We start from the raw sequence: 25,603 nt of genomic DNA on the forward strand, positions 1-25,603 counted from the left end.
GGTTTACGGAATCGTCTGATCCGCATGATGATGATCGTCCAGCCGCGTGACGGCAGATCGTAACAAGTGCGCCAGTTCCTGTCGTCTTGACCTGATGCGGTCGGCCGGTCCCGCAAGCCCGAGAACGAGCGGAATGCTGGCGTAACGCTGGGGAACGGGGATCGCGACCGACCAGACGGCATCCTGTGCGCTGGGTCCGTCAGCAAAGCCCGCGGTCCGCACTCGCGCGAGCCGAGGCAGCAGCCTTTCACAATCCTCGCCGGATATGCGCGCCCGCTCCGCCAGACGTCTGACTTCGGCGACGGTGATCGTGGAGAGATAAGCCGCCCCGATCGCGGAGCCGAACATCGACACACGCAGCCCCCGTTCGGCGCTGTCGCGGCCGTCCGACGGCAGGGCTTCGTCCGCAAGGTCGACGACTTGCATGAACAGATCGTTGGGCGTGGTCAGCGTCACCACTTCCCCGGAGGCAACATGCACCTCGGCGATGGCTTGGCGCAACGGCACGTTGCTGCCGTATGTCGCCGCCATCCAGCTTCCGAAGCGCGTCAGCCGGGGAGACGGCAGGTAGGTCTTGGTGCTGGCATCGAATGCGAGATGGGCAGATTCCAGCATCGTCTTGAGCAACTGGTTGGCTGACGATGGCTGAAGTTCCAGATGCCGCGCGATTTCCACCGCGCGCAGCGGGCGTCGGACTTCCCCGAAATACTCCAGCACATCAAGCGCACGGGTTGCGGACCGCGAAAGGCTGCGCCGTTCTCCCGAACGGACGACTTTCATCGGCCAGTTGTCTTCAGGCGCGGGCGAATCGGTCAAAGGCAGTCCGAACCTCCCGTTCGCTCTTGCGTCAAAAATCACCTGCTTCGCCGGATCGGTGCAGGCCTGCGCTTGTCTGTGTCCAGACTAGCGTCAGCCTCAACTTGCGTCCAGAGATCTCGCTTCGGTCGCGGTGCCGGTTCGGGTCAGCCGACCAATGGGCGCAGGAAATTCGTCAGCCTGCCCATGACAGGGGCGTTGGCAGGCAGGGTGGGATCGCGCGTAATGGCGACGTGTTCCATTCCTTCCACCAGGTCCAGTTCGATCGTTACACCGGCGTTGCGCAGTCGCCGTGCCATCCCGATCGCGTCGCCGGCGAGAACTTCACCTGATCCTGCATTTATGAATGTCGGCGGAAAGCCGTGCAATCGCCCGTGAAAAGGCGACGCGCAGGCATGATCGGGGGCGGTGCCCTGAAGATAAAGCGCGGCGGCGGCCTGCGCGGCGGCCTGCGAGAACCAGGGGTCAGTTGCCGCATTGGCGGTGTAGCTTTTGTGAGTGACCGTAAGATCCAGCCACGGGGACAGCAGCACAAGAGCGGCAGGCGCCGTATCGGATACAACAGCCATAGCTGTGAGGCTGGCGGCGATCGCTCCGCCGGCTGAATCGCCGGAAATGGCGACTATTCGACCTTCCTGAAGCCGCAATGCCGCAAACACGGCCCATGCATCGACGATGGCTGCCGGGAACGGGTGCTCGGGCGCAAGCCGGTAGGCGGGGCAGACGACGTCGACGTCACACTGGGCGGCCACGGCTGCCGCGAAAGGCCCGACCTGTTCCGGGCAGCCGATCCGCAAGGCTCCTCCGTGGAAATGGAGAAGGGTGGCGCGTGGCTCGCCGTGTCCGGCAAACCGCAAACATCGCACCGCGCCGATGTAGAATTCCTCGGGCTCTGGATCGGTGCGCCATATCCCCGCGCCGACAGCATCACGCAGCCCCGCCCTTTGGGCCGCGAGTTCGCCAGAGGCTGCGAACCCGCTGCGCTGGGCAGGCAGGCCCGGGCAGATGGGGTGACTTGGCGCGACCATCCGGTTCAGGCGGCAGCAGGCGGCAAGTCAGGAACGGTGGCGGCGAGGGGGTCTGCCAGCTTGAAGAAGGGGTTGGTCACGAGCGACCCTCCATCCACGGCCAACGTCTGTCCCGTGACGTAGGGCGAAAGTTCGGACAGGAAGAAGGCGATGGCCTTGGCTATGTCTTCCACCGTGCCGCGCCGATGCATGGGCACGTTGACCATGGCTTCGCGTTCCGCCTCCTCGCCCATAAAAGGGATGCGAGGCGTGATGATCGGCCCTGGCGCCACCACGTTCACGCGCACGCCATAGGGCGACCATTCGGCCGCCATAGTGCTGACGAGATTTATCAGCCCGGCCTTCGCCGCGCCGTAAGCCCCGTGATTGGGGGCCGAGCGCATGCCATCGACTGAACTCACGCAGACGATCGACCCGCTGGCGCGCCGCGCCATCAAGCTGCGGGCGACCTGCCTGGCCGCGAGGAAGAAATACCGCAGGTTGCGGTTCTGGTCCTCGTCCCAGGTGCTCATGTCCATGTCCACGAGTTGCCCCCAGGCTGCCATGCCCACGACAGTTGCCATGCCATCGAGCGGGCCGGAGCGTTCTTCCACCTCCGCGATCCCGGCTACCAGCGCGCCGTCGTCCAGGACGTCGAAGCTGTGGGCGCGGGCTGAACCGCCTGCGCCAAGCACCTCCTCGACGACCTCTTGCGCACGGTGCGGCTCGCGATCGACCACAGCCAGATCAGCGCCCAGCCGGGCCAGCAGTTGCACCGTGGCCCGGCCCATCCCCTGACCGCCGCCAAGGATCAGGATTCGTTTTCCCGTCATTCCGAAAAGTTCGTTCATCCGCGTTTCCCGACATACGCCATGATGGTACCGTACGCCCGGTCCGCTGGCCGCGACCGGGCGTAGAGAGATCAGATCGAAGCGACCGGCTCGTCGACGGCCTTTTCAGCACTGGCAACGGCGCTGCGCAGTGCGGCGACCGAACTGTTTTTCCCGCGTTTTGCCAGGGCCGGGATTACGTACTTGCCCAAAAGTTCGATGGATTTCATCACGGCTTCGTGCGGCAGGTAGCCGAAGTTGAGGTAGCAGAGGAGCTGATCGACGCCCACCTCGTCGTACTTGAGGAACTTTTCGATGCATTCGTCCGGCGTGCCGACGATGACCATGTCTTCCTTGTCGAACTGGGTAATATCGAAATCACCGCGCGCCTGCTTGTCCAGCAAGGGGAAGGCGGCGTTCTGCTGTTCCGGGCTGAGATGGCCGAACTCCCACTTGAGGTGGAACTCGGCCAGACCCTTGTACCACCACCACATCGACTCCCAGAGCTTGTTCTTCTCGAAATCGTCGCGCGATTCGGCGCAATGCACCAGCGTGTAGATGCCGACCTTGTCCGTCACGATGCTGGTGAGGGGGGTCGCGCGCGTTTGCGCCTGCCGGTAGGCGTCGATCATCGGTTTGAGCTTGCTGAGGGGTTGCATGATGCTGAAGCACAACAATCCGCAGCCGTTCTCGCCCGCCATCACCGCGCTCGATTCCGACCCGGCCGCCATCCAGGCTGGCGGATGCGGATCCTGCCATGGCTTGGGAGTGACCATACGCTTGGGAAAGTCGAGGAACTCGGAATGTTCTTCGTAGTACTCCGCTTCCCACATTCCGACGACGGTGCGTGCGGCTGCAAGCATCTTTTCCTTGCTGCGGGCGATGTCGACCCCGAATGCGAGTTGTTCCATGGGCGTGGAACGGCCAAGTCCCCACACGGCCCGTCCGCCCGAAAGCAGGTCGACCGTCGCCACTTTTTCGGCGACGCGCGCGGGATGCACGAACTCGTGCGGCATCAGGGACACACCGAACCCGAGCTTGATGGTCTTGGTGATCTGCGAAAGCGCGCCCAGGACCACTTCATTGCTCGGCATGTGCGAGCGATTTTCGCGGAAATGATGCTCCACGCACCATACCGTGTCGAAGCCCAGTTCGTCGGCAAGGACGATCTGCTCGATGTTCTCCTTGTAGACGCGGCGTTCTTCCATCCGCTGGCCCCACGGATGCGCCCCGTGCCAGGGTTGCGGCACGTCGAACTCGTACAAGAGCCCAAGATCCATTGTTCATCTCCCGACCGTTTTTTTGAAGATCCCGACCTTACCCGCCTGACACGTACAATCGGCAAGCCATTCGTGTCGGAAGACCCGCAAATGCGTAATGCAGGATCGAAATGCGTAATTACGGATACGCGCAGCCTGCGCAGGTCATGGTGTGGCGCGGAACGAGCGGCGATGCCGAAAAGACGATTCTGGCAGTAGCCGGCATAGCCGGTTCAAAATTGGCAGGCCGCGGCCGCCAACGATTTCGGATCAGTCTTCAGTGCGCTGTTCGATTTCCGGGATCGACGTCCCGAGGCGCCGCAAGGCTTCGATCCGAGAGCGGTCGCCCTTGAGATATCCGTCCAGAAAATCGCGAACCGCCGTGCGGGTGATTTCCTTTTGGCGAAGGGGAGCGATGAGCTTTACGCCGGGCTCGCAACCCGGCAGGCTCGCTGCGTTCGGCCCCAGGTGAGTGCAATCGGGATTGCCGCCGTCAGGGAGCTGGTCGTTGGTATCGGTAAACCAGACGTGCACGCCGCCCTTCACCATGATCTCATACTTCGGCTTTTCAAGCCTCGCGAATGCGGCATAAGGTCGGCCGGTGAACCGTGCGAAGGCGTCGTGCTCAGCGGACAGGAACAGGGCTGGAACGGGTGCGGGAACGTGCCAGGCGCCGGCCAGGCCCATGTTGCCTGAAAGTGCAGCCTGAACGGGGTCGCCCGCGCCCAGAAGCACCGTCGCGGCGACACGGGGTTCGCGAACGGTGCTGGCGAAGCTGGCGAAATAGCTCGTCACGGCGCCAAGGGAATGCCCCATCGTCGCGATCTTTGCGGGATCTATCAAAGCTGCCAGCGCCTTGTCGGCAAGCAGGCGGTCGATGACGAAGTGAATGTCACGTGCCTGCTGCGCGACGTCGCCCGGGTCGCTTGCCGTCACTTCGGTATAGGCCGCGCGCGATGAAAGCGGATAGTCCGGTGCCGCCACGACGTATCCGGCGCGTACCAGATCGCTCACCAGATACATCGCGTTGTCGGCTTGGCCGTAGCTGCCGTGGCTATACAGCACAAGCGGCAGCCGTGTCCGGGAAGCGCGCGCGCCATCGGCGACATCGTTGGGATACCAAACTGTGACATCGATGCGACGATCGGTCGAGCCGGCGAACCCATTGGCCGCTCTGACCGCGCGTGTTTCATCAACGAAAGTAAGATGCACGACGCCAATGCCGCGATCACGTTCCCCCGCGATCGCGGCTGTGGCGGCTAACCAGGCGATAACCCCGGTAACAAGAACGCGCAGCAGCATTCGCACACTCGCCCTCCGATGCCTCTATGCCGGCCCCAGGCCCCGACGCTAAAGGCCGTCTGAATTTGCCCAGTCAGCCTTCGAGCGCCACTATTCGGCAGGCTGTAGTACGTCTGCGTTCTTACTAGGCTGTTCCGCCCGGATTTTCTGGCTCATGATGCGTCGTGCCATAACACCCGCCGCGTCGGCCTTGAGAATGATGGGCTTGTGGTCGAGGAAATCGGTGGAATGGCCCATGTCGCGCTGTTGGGCTTCGACCATCGGGCCATCCTGCGTTTCAAAGACGTTTTTCATGGTTGCGGCAGTCGCGGTTGTGACCGCTTCGTTGTCGCGCGCGAAATTGCGGCCGGATGCCCAGAAATAATGGCTGGTCGTTTCCGTTTCTGGAGTGATGAGATGGGCATTTGGGGTGCGTACGCCCTCTTCGAAGCTGCTGCCATGATCCCACCAGGCGGTGTTGACGAACAGCACGCCGGGGGCATCCCAACGCGCATGCCCCTGACCTTCCACGTCCTCGGCATCGCCGGGCATTCCGAAGAACGGCCGCTTTGCAGCATCCACGTGATAATGGTGGCGCCACAACATCGACCAGACAGTATCGCCGTCACGCTGCACCTTGTTGGTGAAGTCCGCGAAGCTCGAACCTTCGTGAATTCCGGGATGCAGATAGTGAATATGGCTGAGATCGAGAAGATTGTCGGAGATCAGTTGGTAATTGCCCTTGATGTGCGAATACCCCTGGCAGCAGGTGTAATTTTCCTGATCCGCCAGGAACTCGAACGCGGGAATTTTTTCTTCGTCCGCCAGCGCGGGATCGCCCATCCAGATCCAGACGACCGAATACCGCTCGACCGCTCTGTACGACTTCACGCAGGCACGGGCCTTCTGGTTGTCGTCGTCGTTGGGGGCATCCACACAGGCACCGGTCCCGTCGAAACGCAGGCCGTGGTATCCGCATTCGAGGCTATCGCCGACTCGGCGGCCCATCGATAGCGGTACGAATCGATGCGGACAGCGATCCTGAATTGCCGAGACTTCGCCGGTAGAGGTACGGAACATCACGATCTGTTCGCCACAGATCATGCGGCTCACCATATCCTGATCAAGTTCCGGAGCGTTGGCAGCAACATACCAAGTGTTCTTGAGGAACGGCATGGCCTTGGTTCTTCCTTCTCTCAATGGCTTGGCCGCCTGGATCATGGGTCGGGCCAGCCGTATAATGTTTTTGAAATGCTGCGTCATGGTAGCGGGCAGCCATCCTGGCGCGCGACCCGCATCGCGACATTTGACAAACGGAATATTCTCCCTCACCCATCATTGCAATGCCTTCCATGCAATAAAATGCTGGGGGCGCGTGAGATGGCCTCGATGGCCGCGACCGGAAGAGGGACGATGAACGAACTGTCACGAATGGCTGCGGCGACTCTTGAGCGTGATACCGCCGACCCGGCGATCGAATTCGAAGGCCGCTGGTATAGCTGGAGCGATGTTCGCGCACTAGCCAACCAAGTCGATGGACTTATTGATGCAAGCGGGGCTGTCGCCGGCGCCCCAGTAGTGTTTATCGCACGTAGTCAGGCTGCAGCTATCGCGGCGTTTCTCGCGCTCATTCGCACAGGTCGGACCATACGCATGGTCTATCCCTTCCAGTCACAGGCAGGCATCGCCCGCGACATCGCGCGATTGAAACCGGCCGTCGTCATAGCTGCAGAACGGGAAATCGGAGACGAGGTCCGCGAAGCGATTCGAGAACAAGGCGCAAGCGTAATCTTGATTTCCGAAATGTCGGCTCAAGCATTAACCGGGTTCGAACGGTCCACCGCAGCGCTTCCAGAAGACCTGTCCGTAGAGCCGCAAATCGAAATTCTCACCAGTGGAACGACAGGAAAGCCCAAGCCGTTCGCGGTTCGTCACGAGATGCTGGCAACCCACTTCACCGGCAATTCCGCCGCGATTTTCGGCAAAGACGACAAGCCGGTCGAGCCGCTTCCTGCTTTACTCTATTATCCTCTGGGCAACATATCGGGCCTTTTCAGCATTTTGCCGTCATTGCTGAACGGGTATAAGTTAATCGTCCAGGATCGGTTCACCGTGAAGGGATGGCGCGACTATATCGTAACGTATCGTCCACCAGCTAGCGGAACTCCGGCTGCAGCCGTCCAGATGATACTCGATGCGGATCTCCCGCCCGAGGATCTGGCATCCATTCAGTATTTCAGCACCGGGGCGGCGCCGCTCGACCCGCGCGTTCAACGCGCGTTCGAGGAGCGTTACGGGATACCGGTCCTGTTGTCTTACGGCGCCACGGAATTCGGGGGACCGGTCTGCGCGATGACGCCACCGCTGTACGAACAGTTCGGCGTCGCCAAATTCGGTAGCGTCGGCCAACCTTTCGGCGGAGCGCGCATCCGGGTCGTCGATGCGGAGACCGGCGAGGAATTGCAGGCAGGGCAGGAGGGCCTTCTGCAGGTGATCTCGCCGAAGATGGGGCCCGACTGGATCCATACCTCCGACTTGGGGATGATCGATGAGGATGGCTTCCTGTTTTTGCGCGGACGGGCCGACGGGGCCATCATGCGGGGCGGGTTCAAATTGCTGCCTGAAACCATCCAGGAAGCACTACTTGGTCATCCTGCGGTTTCCGCAGCTGCTGTGGTGGGAATACCGGACCGCAGGCTCGGGCAGATGCCGGCGGCCGCAATCCAGTTCAAGCCAGGCGTCGAGGAACCAAACGTCGCGGAACTCGAAGCTCACCTGCGTGAGAAAGTGTTGGCAACCCATATCCCAGGTCGCTGGCTAATCGTTGATGAACTGCCCAAGACGGTATCGTTGAAGGTGGATCGGCCAGCCGTGATCGCGCTGTTCTCGAAGGAAGACGCTGGCGGGGCGGCGGTTCAGTGAACGCTGCATCGGCACCGGGCATCGTCGCTCCCGAAACCAGAGATCTTGGTGAGCTTGCGGAGGCTGTCGCGGCATGGCTGTCACTGCGAATGCCGAATGCCCAAGCGATTGAGTTGAGCAATTTCGCCTATCCGCTCGGTGCGGGCATGTCGCACGAGACGATCCTTTTCGATGCTACGTGGCGTCAAGGCGGTATGTCGTCGTCGCTAGGAATGGTCGTGAGGATCAAACCGACGCGCCGGACCGTGTATCCTGACGACCTGTTCGTGCAGCAGTACCGCCTTATCGAACTTATGCATGAAACCGGCGCGGTACGGGTCGCCCGTCCGCTATGGTTCGAGGCCGATGCCGAAATACTTGGCGCTCCGTTCTTCGTTATGGAAAAGGTGGCTGGCCGTGTGGCGGTGAGCTATCCGCCCTATTCCCGCGAAGGCTGGCTGGTCACAGCCGCGCCGCAGGACCGTCGTCGGATCTGGGAGAGTGCGGTCACCCAGCTCGCGTCAATCCAGCACGTGCCAGTTGCCCGCGCCGGCTTCCTTGAGCTGCCAGGCGGGCCCGACGGGTTCGACCAGGAGGTGGATCGCTGGCGCCGCTATGTGGAATGGGTCGACCCGGCGGCTGAGCGGGGACTGTTGCGCGACACGTTCGCAAGGCTAATCGAGGCTAGGCCGGCAGATCCGCCGGAAGGCATCGTATGGGGCGATTCCCGCCTGGGAAACATGATGATCGGCAACACGAACGAAGTCGTTGCCGTCATGGATTGGGAGCAGCCTTCTTTGGGCGGAGCATTGCATGATCTCGGATGGTGGCTGACGAGCGATCACAACCAGACGATCGGCCAGGGCATCACGCCGCTTGAGGGCATGGGCAATCGCGACGAGACGATTGCCCTGTGGTCTCAGGTTTCGGGCAAGTCGGCTGCCGGGATCGAATGGTATGAAATTTTCGCCTGCCTGAAGATGGAATGTCTCGCAATCCGCATGATGGCGCTTCGCGATATGCCGGCGAGCGTGCGGCTGGCAGAACCAGGAGCCCGGACGGCCCGGTTGCTAGATGGACTGTAAACGGTTCAAGGATCGTCAGGTACGCGCAAACCCTCTAGCCGGAGCCGGTCGCGCTTGCATCGGCGTCTAGCAGCAGCGGATTGGCTTGCAGGTGGTCCTCGACGATTTTGATGAAGTTGCGCGCCTGCTCAGTAAGGTGATCGGGGTGCCAAGCCATAGCCATCTCCCAACGAACGTGAGGCAATTCGTCTTCAAGGGGGATGAAGACGACGTTCCTGAAGGTTTGCAGCGCGGCGGTTGCCATGACGAGACTGCAACCCAGACCGGCGCTTACCAGACTTAACGTTGTATTGGTCTGGCTTGCTTCCTGTTCGACGCGGGGCACCACACCAAACGACTTGAAAAGATTGAGTGTCTCGGACTGTTCAGTGTATTTCGGCGGCGGCAGGATGAAGGGCTGCCCGGCTAATTCGATCATGCCAACGGAATCCCTGCCAGCCAGTGGATTATCGGCAGGAACTGCTGCGACGAAGCGGGACCGCTCCACGAGTTTGCTGTGGCACCCCGCATGACTAATGCCGTTGGTAATGAAGCCCACGTCGTAGTCACCGGCAAGGATCCCCTGTATTTGTTGGGGGGTCGAACGCTCAAATAAACGTGTATGGACGTCTGGAACCGCAGCGCGAAACCTTACAAGAACGTCTGGAAGCACCTGATACAAGGCTGGGCCGATGAAGCTGATGCGAACCTGAGGTATTTCGGTCGCGGCGCTCAGGACCATCTTACGCGTCACTTCCGCTTGCAAAAGCGTCCGCCGCGCTTCGACAAGGAACACGCGGCCTGCCTTGGTCAGTTCCACATTACGCTTGGCGCGATCGAACAGGCTGACGCCCATGTTGGCTTCCAGCCTGCGCATCGCCTGGCTAAGTGGTGGCTGGGCCATATTGAGGCGCGCTGCGGCCCGGCCAAAGTGCATTTCCTCCGCGACAGTGACGAACTGGCGCATCTGCCTGAGATCCAAAGGTGTCAACTCCTTGTACGAGCCACATCCCTAGACCGGATCGGGGGCGGGATGCACGCTTTTGTGTGTCATCGTGCCGCGGCAGATCATGAAAAATGAAGGCGCCGATACTTCCCTTTGAAATAGAGTAGCGGATCGCGATGCGGCTCGAACCATGCGTGGTGAACCTCGCCCACGAACATCATGTGATCTCCTCCTTCATGGACCGCAAAGGTGCGGCAGTCGAACGAGGCCAGCGCTGCGGTGAGCACCGGTGAACCTTCCGGCGATCGAATTTCCCAGTCGACGCCTTCGAAGCGTGCTGCCTCCCGACTGGCAAATCGGTTAGAAAGGGGTTGCTGCCCCATGTGCAGGACGTTCACGGCGAAGCGCTGCGATGCGATGAATTTTTCGAGATTGGCCGACCGTTTCGACAGCGAGAAAAGGACGAGTGGAGGATCCAGTGAAACCGAGGTGAAGCTGTTCGCAGTAAGGCCGATCGGATCGCCCGCGTCATCCAGAGTGGTGATGACGGTGACTCCGGTCGTGAAACAGCCCAACGCATCACGCAGGATACGCGGTTCGCACCCTCCGATGTAGCTGAGCGGCGTCAAGGGCGCATGGCGTTCCAGGAAGTCGAGAAGGACAGCATTGAACAGGTCGTCCCGCTCGGCGGTCAGGAAATGTCCGGCACCTTCGATCTCGGTGTATTCGGCTCCAGGGATAGATGCCCTTAGCCGTTGAAGAGTCTCACTCGATATCGTCGCATTTAGTGATCCGCGCAGCAGGATCACTGGCGCCTGTATGCGAGCGGCGGCCGTGGCAAGGCGATCCTGCTGGAGGAACAGGTCGGAATTTTCCAGTGCCAAGGGATCACCGCGCCACCTGAGTTTACCGTCGTCGAGCTTTTCGAAAGAAGCCAGCAGCCGCGCCGTGCCACCGGGCGCTGGTTCGTCCGGGTGAGCGGAAGTCAGGGCGGCTACGATCTCGTCGGAACCGGCTATTCCGGTCGTCCGCTCCAGCAATGCCGCGTGGAGGCGTGTTAGGTCGTTTTCTTCGAACCAGATATTGACGTCCACCAGCGCCAGTCCTGAAACCATATGTGGTGCGCCTTCTCCCACAACCGAAAGGGCGATGATGCCTCCCAGGCCCGTGCCGACGACGAATGCGCGACTGGAAAGCGAACCCAGCACGGCCAGCAAGTCACGGGCGTGGGCATCCAGATCGTACCTGCCATCTGCAGCATGGCCGCTGGCCCCGTGTCCTCTCAGGTCGATGCAGATGGCATAACGTCCGGCCTTCGCCAGCGCGTGGGCCGCCTCGTGCCAGAATTCCTTGGTCTGTCCGCCCGAAGGTATCAGAACGACCGGTGGGGCATCGCGAGAGCCGAACGCATCTGCTGCGATCTTGATGCCGCCGAACCCGAAGAATTCCTGGCTTTCCATTGCGCCCGCTCCCTCCAACTCATTAAAGAATGACTTAGGTGCATTCCATTATAGGGTTATGTGTATAGGATCCTTATCCGTCGTTGCAAGCCGATGACGCGGTGAACGTAGGGGTGGAGCAGGCGAGCAGGTACTCCTTCCTAAGCCTGTCTACCAGTTCAGCAACACTGGGTATATCACAGATCAGGCCGAGTCCTTGTCCGCCGCTCCAGATATCGCGCCATGGCTTGCCCGTACCCGCAGATTCGTCGGACAAACGCCTCTCGGTAGAGGGGAGGTTGTCCGGGTCGAGCCCGGCGCGGCGAAGCGACGGTTTCAGCCAGTTGGCGGGCAAGCCGCTGACGTCTTTGGTATAGATCAAGTCTGTCAAGCCGGCGTCAACCAACATCTGCTTGTACAGCGGCGGGGCCGCAGCTTCCTGCGTCGCGATCATCCGTGTTCCGACATAGGACAGATCGGCGCCCAGAACTTCGGCGGCGCGGATCGCGGCGCCGTTGGCAATGGCGCCCGCCATAACGATGGTTCCAGCGAACATCTCACGGACCTGCGGGATGAAGGCGAGATGGCTGATCGTGCCGGAGTGGCCACCGCCACCGGCGCCGATGCATATGATGCCATCGACCTTCGCCCGCACCGCTTTTTCCGCAAAGCGGATCGTCGTGGCGTCGTGAAAGTGCAACATGCCATAATCGCGGACAAGGGGCGCGTTCAGCGAAGGGTCGCCTACCGATGTCACGATTATGCGTACGCCGTATCGGCGGCATTCCGCCAAGTGCGCGCGAAACTCGTCCTGGCTAAAGTTGGGGGAAATATTGACCGCGAGCGGCGCGATGACCCTGTCCGGGTGGTCTTGTGCAAAACGCGCAAGGGCGTTCGACACGGCCCGGAGCTGGACAACCAGTTCTTCCAAGTTCCGGCAGTGATTGCGCGTCAGGGAACCGATGACGCCTGCCTGACAACATGCGATGGCCAGTAGCGGACCACTGCATAAAAACATCGGCGCCGCGAAAACAGGCAACGACAGTTGATGGCGAATGTCGGCGGGCAAAGGCATCCAGAACTCCCGGTCAACTCGTCTGTGACCTGCCTTAGCTTCCCAGACGTTGCGGCACGGCACAATCGCGCAGCACGATCATAGGCCCGGCATCGAGTAGTCGATGTGGCCCGAAAGACAGGCGCCCGCCGGAACCAGTCAGCCAAGCAAAGCTTCTATCTCGCTGCGCAGTGCCGCCGGCTTGGTGGTGGGGGCGAAGCGTGAAACGGACTTTGCCTGCCGATCCACAAGGAACTTGGTGAAGTTCCACTTGATGCGCTTGCTGCCTAGCAAACCGGGCGCCTCGGCCTTCAGCCATCCGAACACCGGGCTTGCGTCAGGCCCGTTCACATCCACCTTTTCGAACATCGGAAACGTCACGTCGTAGGTCAAATTGCAGAAGCTGGCGATTTCTTCGGCATTGCCCGGTTCCTGCGCGCCGAACTGGTTGCAGGGGAAGCCAAGGACAACGAGCCCTCGGTCGTGAAATTGGCGATGCAGTTCTTCAAGCCCGTCATACTGCGGCGTGAAACCACATTTGCTTGCCGTGTTGACGGCCAGCACCACGTTATTCCGATAGTCGCCTAGTGAAACTTCGCGCCCGGATATGTCTCGGACTGTTAGATCATATAAGGAAGGCATGGTCGAAAATCCTTTTGTATCCAGAAAAATTCAGTCTTTGCAGGCGGTAACGGCATCGCTGAGCCGCCCCACGAGCGTTGTGCTCAATTCGTAAAGTTGCTGCATGTCGGCAGGATCAGAGTTGAAATTCGCGGCCAGCATGATCGGCACCTGACTGGCAGCGCTTTTCAATTTGTCGCCATGCGGTGTCAGGTTTACTAGTACGCGCCTTTCATCAGCAGGATCGCGTTTCCGCGTTACCAGCCCGTCCCGCTCCATTCGCTTGAGCAGAGGGCTAAGAGTGCCTACGTCCAAGTACAGGCAGTTTTGCAGCTCCCCTACCGATACGCTCTTGCGGTCCCATAGCACCATCATCACCAGATATTGCGAATAGGTGAGGCCCAAAGGTGCCAGCAAAGGCCGGTAAAGCCGCTGCAGGAGGTTGGTCGCCGCATAGAGCGGAAAGCATAGCTGTCGGTCGAGCTTTAGGCGGTCATCAGCGTCGGAAGCGCTTCCGGATAGAGGCATTGGGGGTTTACTCGACCCCAACGGTTAACTTGACGTCAATGTTGCCACGTACTGCGTTCGAATAAGGACATGTCCGGTGGGCCTGCTCGACGACCGCTTCGGCGGTTTCCTGGTCGACTCCGGAAATCGTGATGTCGAGGGCCACCGACAATCCAAACGCGGCACCTTCGGGGTGCAGGCCGACTGTGGCGGCGACGACAACCTGATCATCGGTTATTTTGTGGTTGCTGCGCGCGACGTGGATCACCGCGTTACCGAAACACGCTGCATAGCCGGCGGCAAAAAGCTGTTCGGGGTTGGACGCACCGCCCTTGCCGCCGAGGCCTGTTGGCAGCGCCAAGTTCAGGGAAAGCAAGCCGTCATCGCTCAAGACCGAGCCATTTCGCCCGCCGATGGCGGTCACCGAAGTCGAGTAAAGCGCGCTCATGTCGTGTTTCTCCCGTGATTATCGCGTCGAATATATGGCTAGCCATTTATATGGCAAGCCATATATTCGACGCGATAAGATGTTGGCGTGGTTTATCGCGCGGGCCCAGGTCGGCGGAACATCTGCGGAGGCAGTCCGAAATGGCGAAGGAAGGCGCGGCGCATCCGTTCCGGATCGCCGAACCCGCAATCCCGAGCCACTGCATCGACGGACAGTCTCGCGTCCTCGATCCTTGTACGGGCCTCTTCGACCCGCAGTTTCTCGACCGCCTTTGCTGGCGTGATGCCGACTTCACGGGTGAACGTGCGAGCGAAATGCCGCGGGCTCATCGCCGCCTGCTCGGCCAGTTGTTCGACCGACATCGGTTCGGCGAGGTGGTCGCGCACCCAGCACATCAGATCGGAAAAACGGCCGTTCATGCCGGCAAGTTCGAGAAGTGCCGAATGCTGTGACTGACCGCCGGGCCGCCGGTGATCGACTACCAGCAACTGGGCGATGCGCCTCGCCGCCTCCGCCCCGAGGTCGTCCTCGACAAGCGCCAGGGTAAGGTCGATGCCCGCCGTCGCACCGGCCGAGGTCCAGATTGAATCATCGCGAATGAAGATGCGGTCGGCATCCAGCGAAACGGTTGGGAACCGGCGTGCGAAAAGCTGGGTGGCGCCCCAGTGGGTCGTCGCGCGCCTACCATGCAGGAGTCCCGCCTCAGCAAGCAGGAACGCGCCGGTCGAGACACTTGTGGTCCGGCGGGCGCCGGGTGCCTCACGCTGCAACCACTCCACGAGCAGCCCGGTTGTGTGGTAGTCGTCAGCGATTTCGCCGCCTGCAACCATGATCGTATCGAACGGTCCTGTCGCAAGGGGAGCCGTTTCGAAAGTGATGCCAGCGGTACTGCGGATCGCGCCGCCGGTAACAGACAGCAGGCGAATGTCGTAGGCGTGCGGTTCGGATCGGCGAATGAGATCGAAGACTGCGATGGGTCCGGCAGCGTCAAGTAGGTGAAAGCCTGGAAACAGGACCAGCGCTACCTGGCGGATCATGGCAGGTTTCGAGGGATATTTGTCATTGCAGACAATCCTTCGCCTACTATCATCTACCCCGTCAAGGTTTCGGAATCTCCGACGCTGGATAAAGGCGATTTCTGCGCCGACGAGCGACAACGCACGCAGGCTCCAACGCTGCGGCGCAAACGACAGACCGCAAACACGCGGCAGACGAGGATGTCATGGGCGACGATTCGATCATTCGTAAGGATGCACGCTACGACGAGATATTCAGCGTCGAGAAGGAGGTAGCCCATGCGGGCGGGACCCTGATCGACGATCTTTATCCAAGGGTTGCCGCATTGCGCCGAGAGGGCGCGGTCGTGCGCGGCGATCTCGAGGAGTTGTTGACGGGCCGGCCAAACAGTCAGTTCACCCGTGGGCGCGCGCATTTTACCACGCTCAGTTTCGACAGCGGCAGCAAGGCGCTGATCGACAACGCGACATACTCGTCGGAGCACTACCACGAGATGCCGGGCATGATGATGGCGATCGGCCATACCGTGCTTACGATGGTCGGACGCGAGCACAGCCGATATCGCGGCGCGATCCAACCGATGATGACGCGCGAGCAGGCGATGGGCTGGTGGACGCAGAAGTGGATCACGCCATTCGTCGATCAGATCGTCGATGACATCGCGACCCAAGCCGATAGCGGGGTCGATCTTTCGCTCGCGCTATGTGCGCGGCTGCCGATGCATACGGTTACCGCAGCCTACGGCCTGTCCTCGGACGAGGCTCTCGACTTTCGCGACAGCCTGCTGGGCAGCATGGCACCTCAACTTGCTCCGGCCCAGCGCGAAGCAAGCATCGCCAAGGTCCGTGCCGTATTGCTGGCGGCAGTCGCAGACCGGCGGCAGGAGCGTCGCGACGATCTCATCTCGCGCCTGATCGACAGCCCTTTCAAGAACGCAAAAGGCGAAGCTGCCGAATTGTCCGACGAGGATATCCTTTCGTTTTCGCGGCTTCTGCTATTGGCCGGCGGCGGCACCACTTTCCGCCAGATGGGCATCCTCCTCTTCGCGTTACTGAGCAACCGGGACCAACTCCACGACCTGCGCGCCGACCGGACGTTAATGCAGGCGGCGATCGAGGAATCGGTCCGCTGGGAATGCACTGACCCGTTGTTCCATCGATTGGCGACGAAGGATAGCGTGCTTGGCGGCGTGGAGATACCGGAAGGATCCATCGTCGATGTGTGCCTCGGGGCCGGGAACCGGGATCCTGAGCGCTGGAGCGATCCCGACCGCTATGACCTGCATCGGCCGGAAAAGCGGCACATTGGTTTTGCAGCAGGGCCACATACCTGCCTTGGTCGTTTTGTCGCGTCAGCGGAGATGGATGCAGCGATCAACGCTCTTCTGGACCGGTTCCCCAATCTCCGCCTCGACGATCGGGTAGGTCAGCCCACGCGCATCATCGGGGCCCTGCAAGCGCGAGGTGTCAATCACCTGCGCGTCCGCTTCGACTGAAGCTCCGGCGCATGACGATGTCTCCAAGGCATCTGCAACGGCATCCGAGGGACATTCATCCGAGAAAGAGAGGACAGAGCACATGCCAAAATTCCTGCTTATCGCCATCAATGGTCCAACCGACGGCGAAGGGGACGAAGCAGCGTACAACGAATGGTACGATCAGGTTCATGCGGTAGACCTGATGTCCGTCGAAGGAGCGAGGTCGGTGCGTCGTTTCAAAGTTGAAGCCCAGAACCGAATCGACAAGCCTTACGTCAACGTCACGGAAATCGAAGGCGAAAGTGCCGAGGCGGTGATGAAGGAACTGGCGGAGAAGGCGTCCACCTTTTCTGACAAGATTGATCGTAGCAGCTCCGTTTTCATCCTCGGCAGGGAAATCACGAAGTCGGTCTAGTTTGGCCACCACCGCCGATCGTTTTCGCACGCAGCACCGAAAGGAAGAATTTTGACGCTTACAGGCAAGGTCGCGATAGTCACTGGGGGATCGCGCGGCATCGGCCGCGCCTACGCGCAGGCGCTCGCGGATGCAGGGGCAGCTGTCATCGTCGCGGACCTGCTGGAAGAGGAAGGTAATATTACTGCGGCGGCGATACGGGACAAAGGACAAAGCGCCGCTTTCTACAGCGTCGATGTCTCCAGCCTGGAAGCGACGGAGGCGATGGCGAAGTTTGCGGCTGACACGTTTGGCGGCATCGATATCCTGGTGAATAATGCCGCGATCTTCGCGACCTTACGTGGGGGGCCGATGGATGAAATCGCGGTAGAACGCTGGGACCGGACCATGGCGGTGAACGTGCGAGGGCCTTGGCTGTGCATGCGCGCGGTTGTTCCCTACATGCGCCAGCGGGGCGGCGGGGCGATAGTCAACCAGACCTCGATCTCGGCGTTCGGCATGGCAGGGATGCTTGATTATACCGCATCGAAGGCCGCCGTCATCGGGATGACCAAGAGCGCCGCTTCGGAGCTGGGCCGGGACAATATCCGGGTCAATGCGATCGCGCCCGGTGGCACCGCAACGGAAGGCTATGCCCAGATCCTTGGCGGCGACCTTGCCGCAGCCGAGCAACGCGCCAAGGCGACGCAGCTTATCGCCGCGCAGATCACGCCGGAGGATATTTCGGGGACGCTACTGCATCTCGTGGGGCCGGGCGCCAAGTTCATTACGGGTCAGACCGTTGTCGTCGACGGCGGTAAATACTTCTTGGGCTGAAAAACAAGGTATATCGATCCCCGTGGCTTCGGCCACGGGGATAATCAAGCGAAAAAGCGCATCCGTTCAGTTGGGTAAGACCGTAGTTCTACCGACCTTGAACGCTGACGATACACCCGGTAGTCCGCTATCCGGCTGCCCTCCACCCACGAACGCCTTGTATGCGCCTGCGACCACTTGCACGCTGCCTTCCGGTGAGACGGAGCTTATGTCGCGGGGCGTCAGTTCAAAGCGAACTTTGCGCGTCTCGCCCGGCTTGAGCGAGATTCGCTCGAACCCCCGCAGCGCGATTTTCGCAGTGCCCGGCACCGATGGGAAGGACAGGTACAACTGTGCGACCTCATCGCCGGAACGAGCGCCCGTATTGCTGACCTGCGCTTCGATGGTTGCCCCTCCCGACGCATCACGGCCATGCGGGGTAACCTTTACGCTGCGATAGGCGAATGCAGTGTAGCTCAGCCCGTAACCAAATCCGTAGACCGGCTCTCCCTTGAAGTAGCGATAGGTGCGCCCTTCCATGGCGTAATTCTCGAGTGGCGGGAGTTGGGTGACGTCACGGTAGAACGTCACCGGCAGGCGGCCGGCCGGGTTGGCCAACCCGGCCACGGCCCGTCCGACCGCCAGACCTCCGGCTTCGCCAGGATACCAGGCCTGGACGATGGCGCTGGCGTTCTGTTTCGCCCAATCGAGGTCGATCGCGGATCCGCTCATGTTGACTACGATGACCGGCTTGCCGCTGGCCTTGGCCGCCTTGAGCAAAGCTATCTGCTCCGCCGGCAGGTCGAGCGATGTCCTGTCGCCGCCGTTGAAGCCGGGCAGCTTGATCGAGGACTCTTCGCTTTCGAGCGTCGAATTGATACCGACCACGGCGATCACGACGTCGGCGTCCTTGGTCGCTTCGGTCAGTTCGGCTTCGGGTTTGCGCGAAACGCGCTGCCAGTCCAGTTCGCCGAAATGAAGCGCGGGGACCTGCATGGCGAACGTGAACGGGTATCGCTTACCCGCTACGAGATCCACGGTTTGCAGATTCGGCATGACCGCAGGATTGAAGCCGTTCTTGATGACGATTTCCGGCTGATCGGCGAATTTGAAGGCACCCAGAATCGTGCGTGCCCCGATCCGGTAAGTTCCCGTCTCGGGAGCCACGATGTAACCGCTCGCAATCACTTTTCCGCCATCGGGCAAGACCGGCTGGGTAAAGACTTCATAGTTGACCAGCGGCTCGATGCGGGTCAGCAATGGCGCCGATGCAGGAGTAGCAGTGACGGCGCGCATGAACTTTTCCATCAGCGACTTGGGTGCGGGTTTGCCATCGGCCTGGAATGGATAATAGCGCACCGTGACGCCCGGTGTGCCGTCATCGCTCAATAGTGCAGAAGGAGGAATGACGTTCCCGTCGGTGATTGATTCGCCCGCCGGTACGTATGTGATGCGGGCATCGGGGAGGGCTGCCTTGAGCCCGTCCAGGACCGAAGGAAGCTCAGCCGTTTCGCGCGAGGTGTAGTTGCCGCGCAGCACGCGCCGCGAATCCGCGAGGGGGCCGACGACGGCGATTTTCACGCCCTTGCGGTCCAGCGGAAGCACGCCATCGTTCTTGAGAAGAACCAGCGACTGTTCGGCAGCCGTCAGTGCCAGTGCGCGATGCTCAGCGGAGTCGAGCGAACCAGCGGTTGCTGCTGACGGCTTGCCATAGAGCAGTCCCAGCTTGATTCTTGCGGTGAGGCCCCGGATTACCGCCTGATCGAGTTCTGCTTCGGTGAGTTTGCCGGACCTGACAGCGTTCACGTAGTTTGCTGATTGACCAAAGCTGTTTCGATCGAAAAGGCTTTCCGTGGCACATTCGATATCGAGCCCGGCTCGTACAGCCAGTGCGGACCCTGCAGTCGCATCTGCGGCATATTTGTGGGCGGACGATATGTCGCGGATGGCTCCGCAGTCCGAGACGACCACGCCCTTGAACCCCCAGGCCTTGCGCAGGGTGTCCTGCATCAGAAATGTGTTGCCGCAGGCCGGCTGTCCGTTGATCGAGCTGTAGGCGCACATGACCGATCCAGCGTGGCCTTCGACCACCGCGGCCCGGAAGGCTGGCAAGTAGGTGTCTCGCATGTCGTGCAGAGAGACTTTCACGTCAGCGGAATGGCGTGTGGATTCCGGTCCGCTGTGTACGGCGAAGTGCTTGGGCGTGGCGATGATCACTGGCTTGTCCGCATTTGGGCCTTGGAGTCCCGTGACGTAGGCCACACCCATTCGGGCGGTCAGGAATGGATCTTCGCCGTATGTCTCCTGCCCGCGTCCCCATCTCGGATCGCGGAAGATGTTGAGGTTGGGAGACCAGTACGTCCGTCCGGCCCCAAGCTCCAGCGGCCGGCCAGCAGCAACCATAGCATCGCTTGCCTCAATGCCTTCAACCGCGATCGCGGCGGCAATGTGCTTGAGCAGGGGCGCATCGAAGCTGGCGGCAAGGCCGATCGGTTCGGGAAAATTGGTGGCGTGCGGCGCGAAGGCGAACCCGTGGAGTGCCTCGCTCCACCATTGATAATCTGGCAGATTCAGCCGCTCGATTGCCGGCGCCGAATTGATGATCTGGCTTGCCTTCTCCTCCAGCGTCATTTTGCCCACCAGATCTCTGGCGCGTTGTGCGGGTGCTACTTCGTCCTGCGCAGCGGCTGGATGTGCCAGGCCAAGTAGGGCCAGCGCGGTTACCCACGAGGTGCTGCCCCGTAGCAGGGATCGAAGGGAAAGGTTCGTCGCTGAATTGTACATCGTTGCCCTGTTCCATCTGTTGCGAATGAGTAGTTGTCGACCCGGGACGGGAAGGGCGCGAAAAGAGTGATCCTCGGCCCTTCCCGTAGTGTCCTCAGGGCTGAAGACGAACGACCGTGACCGAATGCGGCGGCAGGTGGAGCATCAGCTTGCCGTTGCTGGCACTGGCACTGAACGGCTTGGGTGCAACGGCTGCAGGTTTGCTGTACGTGTTGACGGAGTTGAACGAGGGCGCTGTCAGAACCTCGCCGTCGGCACGGTTTGCGGTGATGCCTGCGACGCTTGCGTTCACGTCGGCGGCGGCGTTGGGATCGAGATTGACGAGCGAGAGCCAAACCTGCCCGTCCTTGCCACGCGCGGCCAGCGCATCGACCTTGGGTAGGGTGATCTTGTCGAACTTGTATTCGCCTGCGCCGAAGGTGACGGGAAGATACGTGGCATCCTGGAACGGCACGTACATCTTATAGACGTGGTATGTCGGCGTCAGGAGCATCTTGCTGCCGTCTGTCATGATCATCGACTGCAGCACGTTGACCATCTGCGCGATGTTGGTCATACGCACGCGATCGGCATGACGGGCGAAAATGTTGATGTTCATGGCGGCGGCAATACCGTCGCGCAGGGAGTTCTGTTGTTCCAAGAACATAGGTTCGGTGCCCTCTGTGGGCTTCAGCCATACGCCCCATTCATCGACGACCAGCGCGATTGCCTTGTTCGGGTCATATTTGTCCATGATTTCAGAGTGCTTGGTGATCGTCCGGTCCATCAGCTGGGTTTGCATCAGGACCGTCGCATATTCCTTTTCGCCAAAGTTTGTAGCGGGTTCGGCGAAGGGCAGCGATCCCCACGTGTACTGGTGCAGCGATATGCCATCGATGTCCCAATAGATTGGACTGCGTGTCTTCCAGGCCTTCATGATGACTTCGGTGTAGGATGGGTCGGCGCTGTTCGGGCCAGCGGCGATCCGCCGCATGCCGTTGGGATTGCGGGGCAGGCCGTCCATCGGCTTGCCCGTCATCAGATCCTTGGCAATCTTCGCGAAGTCGATCGGAGGCGCCGCCTGTTCCGGGTTCTGGTTGTGGACGAAGTGAGCGAACGTCTTCATTTTCGTGACGTATTCGTCCGGGGTGAGCGGGCCGCCGCAACCCCACATCTCGTTGCCCAGGCCCAGATACTTGATTCGGTAGGGCTCCTTGTGCCCGTTGAGGGCGCGTTCGCGCGCTGCAGAGGCAGGCGCTACCGAAGTCATGTATCCCAGCCAGTCACCGGCTTCCTGGACGGTGCCCGAGCCGACGTTCACAGAGAGATAGGCTTCCGAACCGATCTGCCGCGCGAAATCCATGAATTCGTCGGTCCCGAAGGTATTGGGTTCGACCGCGTTCGCCCAGTTGGTGTTCACCGTCGTGACGCGCTTTGCGGCTGGGCCGACCCCGTCGCGCCAGTGATATTCGTCTGCGAAGCAACCCCCGGGCCAGCGCACGACGGGCACCTTGATCGCGCGCAGCGCATCGACAACGTCAGTGCGGATGCCCCGCACGTTGGGAATCTTTGAATCTGGGCCGACCCATACACCCCCATAGACACCGCGTCCGAGATGTTCTGCGAACTGGCCGAAGATATCCCGATTGATGACCGGTCCGGGCCGGTCGGCTTGGATGGTGAGTGGGCCAGGATTCGCTGTCGCAGCCGATGTTGCAATTGGACCGGAAGCCGGCGCCGCAGACTGCGCGAGCGCTGGAACTGACGCAATCAGCGCAACGCAACCCGTAAACTTGAGGAAACCAGCGGCACGCCCCGTTCGTATGTTCGGCATCGAAAACATCTCTCCCTCGCAACCGGCCTCATGCATCGATCAGCGAACCGTATTGCTTTGATTCAAGCGTATCTCATTCCTAAAAAGTGTTCAATTGACATAAATATGTCGTGTGAATAATTTTCAACGAATGGGTTCAGGCGTGGGGCATGGTCGGAACATGCTGCTATGCGGCCACATGCGAGGCTGAAAGTGCCTTGGTGTTCGCCCGAATGGAGTGTTTCGATGATGCGCCGAACCGTGGAAGCACCGTACTCGAGGGGGGAGGCGACACGCGCACGCATCCTTGACGTCGCTGTCGATCTGTTCGGCACCAAGGGCTTCGACCGCGTGTCCACCAGGGAGATCGCCAGTGGCGCTGAAGTGCCGCAGGCCTCGCTACGTTATTACTTCGAAACCAAGCAGGGACTTTATGTCGCTTGCCTCGAATATATTCAGGCGCGCATTTACCAGCAAATGGAGCCTGCGCTGGAACGTGCCGAGCACTTGCTTGCAGACCGGACGACCTCGATAACCCAGTTGATCGACAGCTTCTGTTCGCTGCAGGACGCGATGGTCGATGCCATGATCGGCGCGGACGACAGCGGCACAGCGGCGTTGCTACTGGTACGCCACGATCTGCCTTCCGAAGGAGGCGCGGGCGCGCTTTCCGGCGATGAGTCGGACGTGCGACGCATGGCCTCCTGTTTCGCAGGCATGTTAATGCGGATCAGCGCAGATCGGCTGGACCAACAGTCGGCCTCTCGCGTCGCCGGCCTGATCAACGGGCAAATTACTAACGTCTACCTCCGCAGAAATCGGCTGCTCGAGGAGGGCTGGGACCTCACGACCAAGCGGGTGCTGTGGATCAAAGGCATGATCAGGATGCACACCATGGCCATATTGCAGGCTCACGGGGGACAAACGGAATTGTCGGTGCCTCCGCCGGCCTCGCTGGGAAACTAGTGCGCGATCGGTTCCGGGTCGGCGCTGACGCCGTTGCGTCTCAGGAATTTCAGGGTAGCTTGACGCACGAACTGGTTTCCGATGCTGCCGCTCATCTGGTCGAAGCTGTGCTCGCCGAAGGGGTAGGCGATCATCTCGATATCCCCGCCCGCCGCCCTGGCCCTGGCGACGAAGTCGAACGCAATGGGTGCAGGAAGCAGATGGTCGGCTAGGCCGGGCAGTATGAGCGTTGGTGGTGTGCGATCGCCGATATGCGTTCCCGACGAGACTTCGGCATAGCGGTTGGGATAACGGGCGGGAGTTCCACCGGTATAGCGGACGGTCATCTGGCGACCGAAGGGGCCTGCCACTGGGTCCGGGTTGTTATACATCCGTACCGCATCGAGAACGGGATAAGGGGCAACGACGGCGCGGATGCGTGGTAGCTGGCCTGGGCACGATGGCCGAAGCGAACCAGCCGTGATCCGGTAGGCGACGTTAAGGACGAGATTTCCACCGGCCGACTCGCCCAGAAGCGCCAGATGTCCGGTATCGCCTCCCAGGCGACTGGCGTTCGCCGTCACCCAGTTGAGAGCACAGCCCACCTGGGGTTCAGCAACATCCCATGTCGGTCGCCCTTGGGACGACAGCGTATACTGCACCGAGATGACGAGGTATCCGTGATCTGCGTACCAGCGCATATCCGGCTGCTTGTCATGTTGGGTGCCGCCACCCCAACCGCCACCATGCACGTAGACAAGGACTGGCGCCCTTGATTTTCCAGGCCCGGCTGGGGGTTGATAGATCGCAAGCTTGAGGGGACGTCCTCGATCGCTGGCATACTGTACGGATACAGGCAGCGCACTGGCATGCGACACCGAGCCAAGCCAGAGCGTCCGGGCCAGGTCGATGTTCACCCCGTGCGCCCGGGCGGCGGCGATCTGCTGCGCTTCGACTATCACCGTCCCGATCGCAGCGATTGCGGCAAGCATCGACATGAATACCGGCACTGCGGCGCGAAGTCGGCGCCAGCGCAGGAAGTAGAACGTCGATGCCGCGAGCGAGAGGATGATGATCCATGATCCGAATGCAGAGATCAGAATCGGACCCAGCGATCCCAGCACCGGGAGCGCGGGCAGGAAGCACCCGGCCACCGCCAACGTAAGCACAACGATCAGCGTATAGCCTATGAACAGGAAGATTCGCTTAATCCACACTGGCATCTTCCCTAGTAGCGTCTGGCCCTTGCGCTCTACGGGCGAGATCGATTGAGCCGTCATCACCTGTTGGAAGCTGCCACGATCACCGACCGGGCTAGCGGAGCCATGGCAGCGTATCCAGTCCGATTGGGATGAACTCCGTCATTGCCGAGATCGGTCCGCAGGCGTCCGTCAGCATCTTTCAGGACACTGTAGTAATCGAGAAACTTCGCTTTGCGCGACAAAGCAAGTGCCTTTAGACGTTGGTTGAGCCGGACCACTCTTGGCCCCGGCTTCAATTGGGGTTGCCAGGACCTTTCGGAAATCGGCAGGATCGAGGCGATCACGACATTTATCTTATGAACCTGAGCGAGGTCGAGCATCGCAACGAAGTTGTCGATGATGGCGTCGTCGGAAGTTGGCCCGAGGTCCTGCAGGATGTCGTTCGTACCCGCCATGATATGGACAGTGCCTGGCCGCAGGCGGATTACGTCGGCTTGGAAGCGCAGCAGTATCTGGGCGCTGGTCTGCCCACTGATACCACGGTCGAGCACCTTGGCGCTGAACAGCGAAGGGTCGCCGTAAATCCAGTTATCGGTGATCGAATCGCCTAGAAACACGACGTCTGGGGCATCCTTGCCGCGCTGTTCGGCATTTGCCGCTCGATAGCGGCAGAGCCCGGCCCAGTCGATCTTCTGACGCTGCTTCTCCTTTTCGGAGACCTGCGCGATCAGTTTCGCCATTTCCGGGTCCTGCATCAAGGTCGCCGGATCGATTCGGCCGCCCGGCTTTAGTCCCAGTTCGCGCATACGGGGTATCAGAGGAGAATCCGGCATCTGCGCCGCCGCGCACTGGGTGTCGGCGGAAGACGCCGCCGTTTCGGTTTGCCCGGACGTCGCCCCCGCCGCGAATAAACCCGCGCACACAAGTGCGGCAAGCCGTGACAGCCGCAATGCCAGGCAATTCAAAGCATCGGTATTTGTCGTCATGGCAACTTCTCCCCCGA

General features: G+C 60.8%; 23 protein-coding genes. 6 read left to right on the plus strand and 17 right to left on the minus strand.

The genetic code is table 11. The features are described 5' to 3' along the window. Positions 1-3: 3 nt before the first annotated feature. From V474_RS20305 to V474_RS20330, 6 genes are all read right to left on the minus strand, one after another. Complete coding sequence (locus V474_RS20305; RefSeq protein WP_059153220.1) at positions 4-816, minus strand: IclR family transcriptional regulator; 813 nt, start codon at positions 814-816, stop codon at positions 4-6. 146 nt (positions 817-962) lie between these two features. Then, the gene (locus tag V474_RS20310; RefSeq protein ID WP_059153221.1) at positions 963-1,844 is read right to left on the minus strand and encodes an alpha/beta hydrolase; all 882 of its coding nucleotides are present in this window, start codon (positions 1,842-1,844) and stop codon (positions 963-965) included. A 5-nt stretch (positions 1,845-1,849) separates the two neighbouring features. Continuing rightward, on the minus strand, positions 1,850-2,674 hold the full coding sequence (locus V474_RS20315; RefSeq protein WP_059153222.1) for an SDR family NAD(P)-dependent oxidoreductase: 825 nt from the start codon (positions 2,672-2,674) through the stop codon (positions 1,850-1,852). A gap of 71 nt (positions 2,675-2,745) precedes the next feature. Beyond that, positions 2,746-3,933, minus strand: coding sequence for an LLM class flavin-dependent oxidoreductase (locus V474_RS20320; RefSeq protein WP_059153223.1), 1,188 nt, complete (start codon positions 3,931-3,933; stop codon positions 2,746-2,748). Positions 3,934-4,182: 249 nt separating this feature from the next. Continuing rightward, positions 4,183-5,214: an alpha/beta hydrolase family protein gene (locus V474_RS20325; protein WP_059153224.1), complete on the minus strand. Its 1,032-nt coding sequence runs from the start codon at positions 5,212-5,214 to the stop codon at positions 4,183-4,185. Positions 5,215-5,304: 90 nt separating this feature from the next. After that, positions 5,305-6,414 (minus strand): aromatic ring-hydroxylating dioxygenase subunit alpha, encoded by a 1,110-nt coding sequence (locus V474_RS20330; protein ID WP_236711358.1) that lies wholly within the window; start codon positions 6,412-6,414, stop codon positions 5,305-5,307. A 192-nt stretch (positions 6,415-6,606) separates the two neighbouring features. On the opposite strand from V474_RS20330, the gene V474_RS20335 reads away from it, so the two are divergent. Beyond that, on the plus strand, positions 6,607-8,115 hold the full coding sequence (locus tag V474_RS20335; protein WP_082699938.1) for a class I adenylate-forming enzyme family protein: 1,509 nt from the start codon (positions 6,607-6,609) through the stop codon (positions 8,113-8,115). An 89-nt stretch (positions 8,116-8,204) separates the two neighbouring features. Beyond that, complete coding sequence (locus V474_RS20340) at positions 8,205-9,179, plus strand: phosphotransferase family protein (RefSeq protein ID WP_169795120.1); 975 nt, start codon at positions 8,205-8,207, stop codon at positions 9,177-9,179. Between the two features lie 34 nt (positions 9,180-9,213). Here V474_RS20340 and V474_RS20345 read toward each other — a convergent pair whose 3' ends face one another. The 7 genes from V474_RS20345 to V474_RS20375 form a co-directional block, all read right to left on the minus strand. Continuing rightward, on the minus strand, positions 9,214-10,125 hold the full coding sequence (locus V474_RS20345) for a LysR substrate-binding domain-containing protein (protein ID WP_148649489.1): 912 nt from the start codon (positions 10,123-10,125) through the stop codon (positions 9,214-9,216). 101 nt (positions 10,126-10,226) lie between these two features. Continuing rightward, positions 10,227-11,564 (minus strand): alpha/beta fold hydrolase, encoded by a 1,338-nt coding sequence (locus V474_RS20350; RefSeq protein ID WP_059153228.1) that lies wholly within the window; start codon positions 11,562-11,564, stop codon positions 10,227-10,229. Positions 11,565-11,637: 73 nt separating this feature from the next. Then, positions 11,638-12,618, minus strand: coding sequence for an NAD(P)H-dependent flavin oxidoreductase (locus V474_RS20355; RefSeq protein ID WP_059153229.1), 981 nt, complete (start codon positions 12,616-12,618; stop codon positions 11,638-11,640). A 138-nt stretch (positions 12,619-12,756) separates the two neighbouring features. Continuing rightward, entirely contained in the window at positions 12,757-13,239 is a 483-nt protein-coding gene (locus V474_RS20360; RefSeq protein ID WP_059153230.1) for a glutathione peroxidase, read from the minus strand. 30 nt (positions 13,240-13,269) lie between these two features. Further along, complete coding sequence (locus V474_RS20365) at positions 13,270-13,746, minus strand: MarR family winged helix-turn-helix transcriptional regulator (protein WP_059153231.1); 477 nt, start codon at positions 13,744-13,746, stop codon at positions 13,270-13,272. Between the two features lie 7 nt (positions 13,747-13,753). After that, on the minus strand, positions 13,754-14,173 hold the full coding sequence (locus V474_RS20370) for an organic hydroperoxide resistance protein (RefSeq protein WP_059153232.1): 420 nt from the start codon (positions 14,171-14,173) through the stop codon (positions 13,754-13,756). Between the two features lie 92 nt (positions 14,174-14,265). Beyond that, on the minus strand, positions 14,266-15,210 hold the full coding sequence (locus V474_RS20375) for a GlxA family transcriptional regulator (RefSeq protein ID WP_059153233.1): 945 nt from the start codon (positions 15,208-15,210) through the stop codon (positions 14,266-14,268). A 185-nt stretch (positions 15,211-15,395) separates the two neighbouring features. Here V474_RS20375 and V474_RS20380 point away from each other — a divergent pair, with 185 nt between their 5' ends. The 3 genes from V474_RS20380 to V474_RS20390 all read left to right on the plus strand — a co-directional run bounded on the left by V474_RS20380 (position 15,396) and on the right by V474_RS20390 (position 17,898). Next, complete coding sequence (locus V474_RS20380) at positions 15,396-16,685, plus strand: cytochrome P450 (RefSeq protein WP_059153234.1); 1,290 nt, start codon at positions 15,396-15,398, stop codon at positions 16,683-16,685. Between the two features lie 82 nt (positions 16,686-16,767). Continuing rightward, complete coding sequence (locus V474_RS20385) at positions 16,768-17,082, plus strand: hypothetical protein (RefSeq protein ID WP_059153235.1); 315 nt, start codon at positions 16,768-16,770, stop codon at positions 17,080-17,082. Between the two features lie 51 nt (positions 17,083-17,133). Further along, positions 17,134-17,898: an SDR family NAD(P)-dependent oxidoreductase gene (locus V474_RS20390; RefSeq protein WP_059153236.1), complete on the plus strand. Its 765-nt coding sequence runs from the start codon at positions 17,134-17,136 to the stop codon at positions 17,896-17,898. A gap of 66 nt (positions 17,899-17,964) precedes the next feature. On the opposite strand, the gene V474_RS20395 is transcribed toward V474_RS20390, so the two are convergent. Both V474_RS20395 and V474_RS20400 read right to left on the minus strand, forming a co-directional pair. Next, complete coding sequence (locus tag V474_RS20395) at positions 17,965-20,661, minus strand: glycoside hydrolase family 3 C-terminal domain-containing protein (RefSeq protein ID WP_059153237.1); 2,697 nt, start codon at positions 20,659-20,661, stop codon at positions 17,965-17,967. 94 nt (positions 20,662-20,755) lie between these two features. Then, positions 20,756-22,474 (minus strand): alpha-N-arabinofuranosidase, encoded by a 1,719-nt coding sequence (locus V474_RS20400; protein ID WP_059153285.1) that lies wholly within the window; start codon positions 22,472-22,474, stop codon positions 20,756-20,758. 225 nt (positions 22,475-22,699) lie between these two features. Here V474_RS20400 and V474_RS20405 point away from each other — a divergent pair, with 225 nt between their 5' ends. Further along, positions 22,700-23,419, plus strand: coding sequence for a TetR family transcriptional regulator (locus V474_RS20405; RefSeq protein ID WP_059153238.1), 720 nt, complete (start codon positions 22,700-22,702; stop codon positions 23,417-23,419). Here the strand turns inward: V474_RS20405 and V474_RS20410 are convergent. After that, on the minus strand, positions 23,416-24,678 hold the full coding sequence (locus V474_RS20410) for an alpha/beta hydrolase (protein WP_059153239.1): 1,263 nt from the start codon (positions 24,676-24,678) through the stop codon (positions 23,416-23,418). The two genes, V474_RS20405 and V474_RS20410, sit on opposite strands and share 4 nt — an antisense overlap. Further along, complete coding sequence (locus V474_RS20415) at positions 24,678-25,586, minus strand: GDSL-type esterase/lipase family protein (protein WP_082699928.1); 909 nt, start codon at positions 25,584-25,586, stop codon at positions 24,678-24,680. Before V474_RS20415 ends, V474_RS20410 begins: the two co-directional genes overlap by 1 nt. Positions 25,587-25,603: the final 17 nt, after the last annotated feature.

Origin of the sequence: Novosphingobium barchaimii LL02 (genome assembly GCF_001046635.1) — a bacterium.
GTDB classification, from domain to species: domain Bacteria; phylum Pseudomonadota; class Alphaproteobacteria; order Sphingomonadales; family Sphingomonadaceae; genus Novosphingobium; species Novosphingobium barchaimii.

Coding starts and splice junctions, on each gene's coding strand:
- V474_RS20310 (WP_059153221.1), bottom strand. CDS start 1,844: ATGGTCGCGCCAAGTCACCCCATCTGCCCGGGCCTGCCTGCCCAGCGC.
- V474_RS20400 (WP_059153285.1), bottom strand. CDS start 22,474: ATGCCGAACATACGAACGGGGCGTGCCGCTGGTTTCCTCAAGTTTACG.
- V474_RS20360 (WP_059153230.1), bottom strand. CDS start 13,239: ATGCCTTCCTTATATGATCTAACAGTCCGAGACATATCCGGGCGCGAA.
- V474_RS20375 (WP_059153233.1), bottom strand. CDS start 15,210: ATGATCCGCCAGGTAGCGCTGGTCCTGTTTCCAGGCTTTCACCTACTT.
- V474_RS20335 (WP_082699938.1), top strand. CDS start 6,607: ATGAACGAACTGTCACGAATGGCTGCGGCGACTCTTGAGCGTGATACC.
- V474_RS20320 (WP_059153223.1), bottom strand. CDS start 3,933: ATGGATCTTGGGCTCTTGTACGAGTTCGACGTGCCGCAACCCTGGCAC.
- V474_RS20330 (WP_236711358.1), bottom strand. CDS start 6,414: ATGATCCAGGCGGCCAAGCCATTGAGAGAAGGAAGAACCAAGGCCATG.
- V474_RS20405 (WP_059153238.1), top strand. CDS start 22,700: ATGATGCGCCGAACCGTGGAAGCACCGTACTCGAGGGGGGAGGCGACA.
- V474_RS20380 (WP_059153234.1), top strand. CDS start 15,396: ATGGGCGACGATTCGATCATTCGTAAGGATGCACGCTACGACGAGATA.
- V474_RS20385 (WP_059153235.1), top strand. CDS start 16,768: ATGCCAAAATTCCTGCTTATCGCCATCAATGGTCCAACCGACGGCGAA.
- V474_RS20370 (WP_059153232.1), bottom strand. CDS start 14,173: ATGAGCGCGCTTTACTCGACTTCGGTGACCGCCATCGGCGGGCGAAAT.
- V474_RS20345 (WP_148649489.1), bottom strand. CDS start 10,125: ATGCGCCAGTTCGTCACTGTCGCGGAGGAAATGCACTTTGGCCGGGCC.
- V474_RS20410 (WP_059153239.1), bottom strand. CDS start 24,678: ATGACGGCTCAATCGATCTCGCCCGTAGAGCGCAAGGGCCAGACGCTA.
- V474_RS20365 (WP_059153231.1), bottom strand. CDS start 13,746: ATGCCTCTATCCGGAAGCGCTTCCGACGCTGATGACCGCCTAAAGCTC.
- V474_RS20325 (WP_059153224.1), bottom strand. CDS start 5,214: ATGCTGCTGCGCGTTCTTGTTACCGGGGTTATCGCCTGGTTAGCCGCC.
- V474_RS20415 (WP_082699928.1), bottom strand. CDS start 25,586: ATGACGACAAATACCGATGCTTTGAATTGCCTGGCATTGCGGCTGTCA.
- V474_RS20395 (WP_059153237.1), bottom strand. CDS start 20,661: ATGTACAATTCAGCGACGAACCTTTCCCTTCGATCCCTGCTACGGGGC.
- V474_RS20350 (WP_059153228.1), bottom strand. CDS start 11,564: ATGGAAAGCCAGGAATTCTTCGGGTTCGGCGGCATCAAGATCGCAGCA.
- V474_RS20340 (WP_169795120.1), top strand. CDS start 8,205: ATGCCGAATGCCCAAGCGATTGAGTTGAGCAATTTCGCCTATCCGCTC.
- V474_RS20355 (WP_059153229.1), bottom strand. CDS start 12,618: ATGCCTTTGCCCGCCGACATTCGCCATCAACTGTCGTTGCCTGTTTTC.
- V474_RS20315 (WP_059153222.1), bottom strand. CDS start 2,674: ATGAACGAACTTTTCGGAATGACGGGAAAACGAATCCTGATCCTTGGC.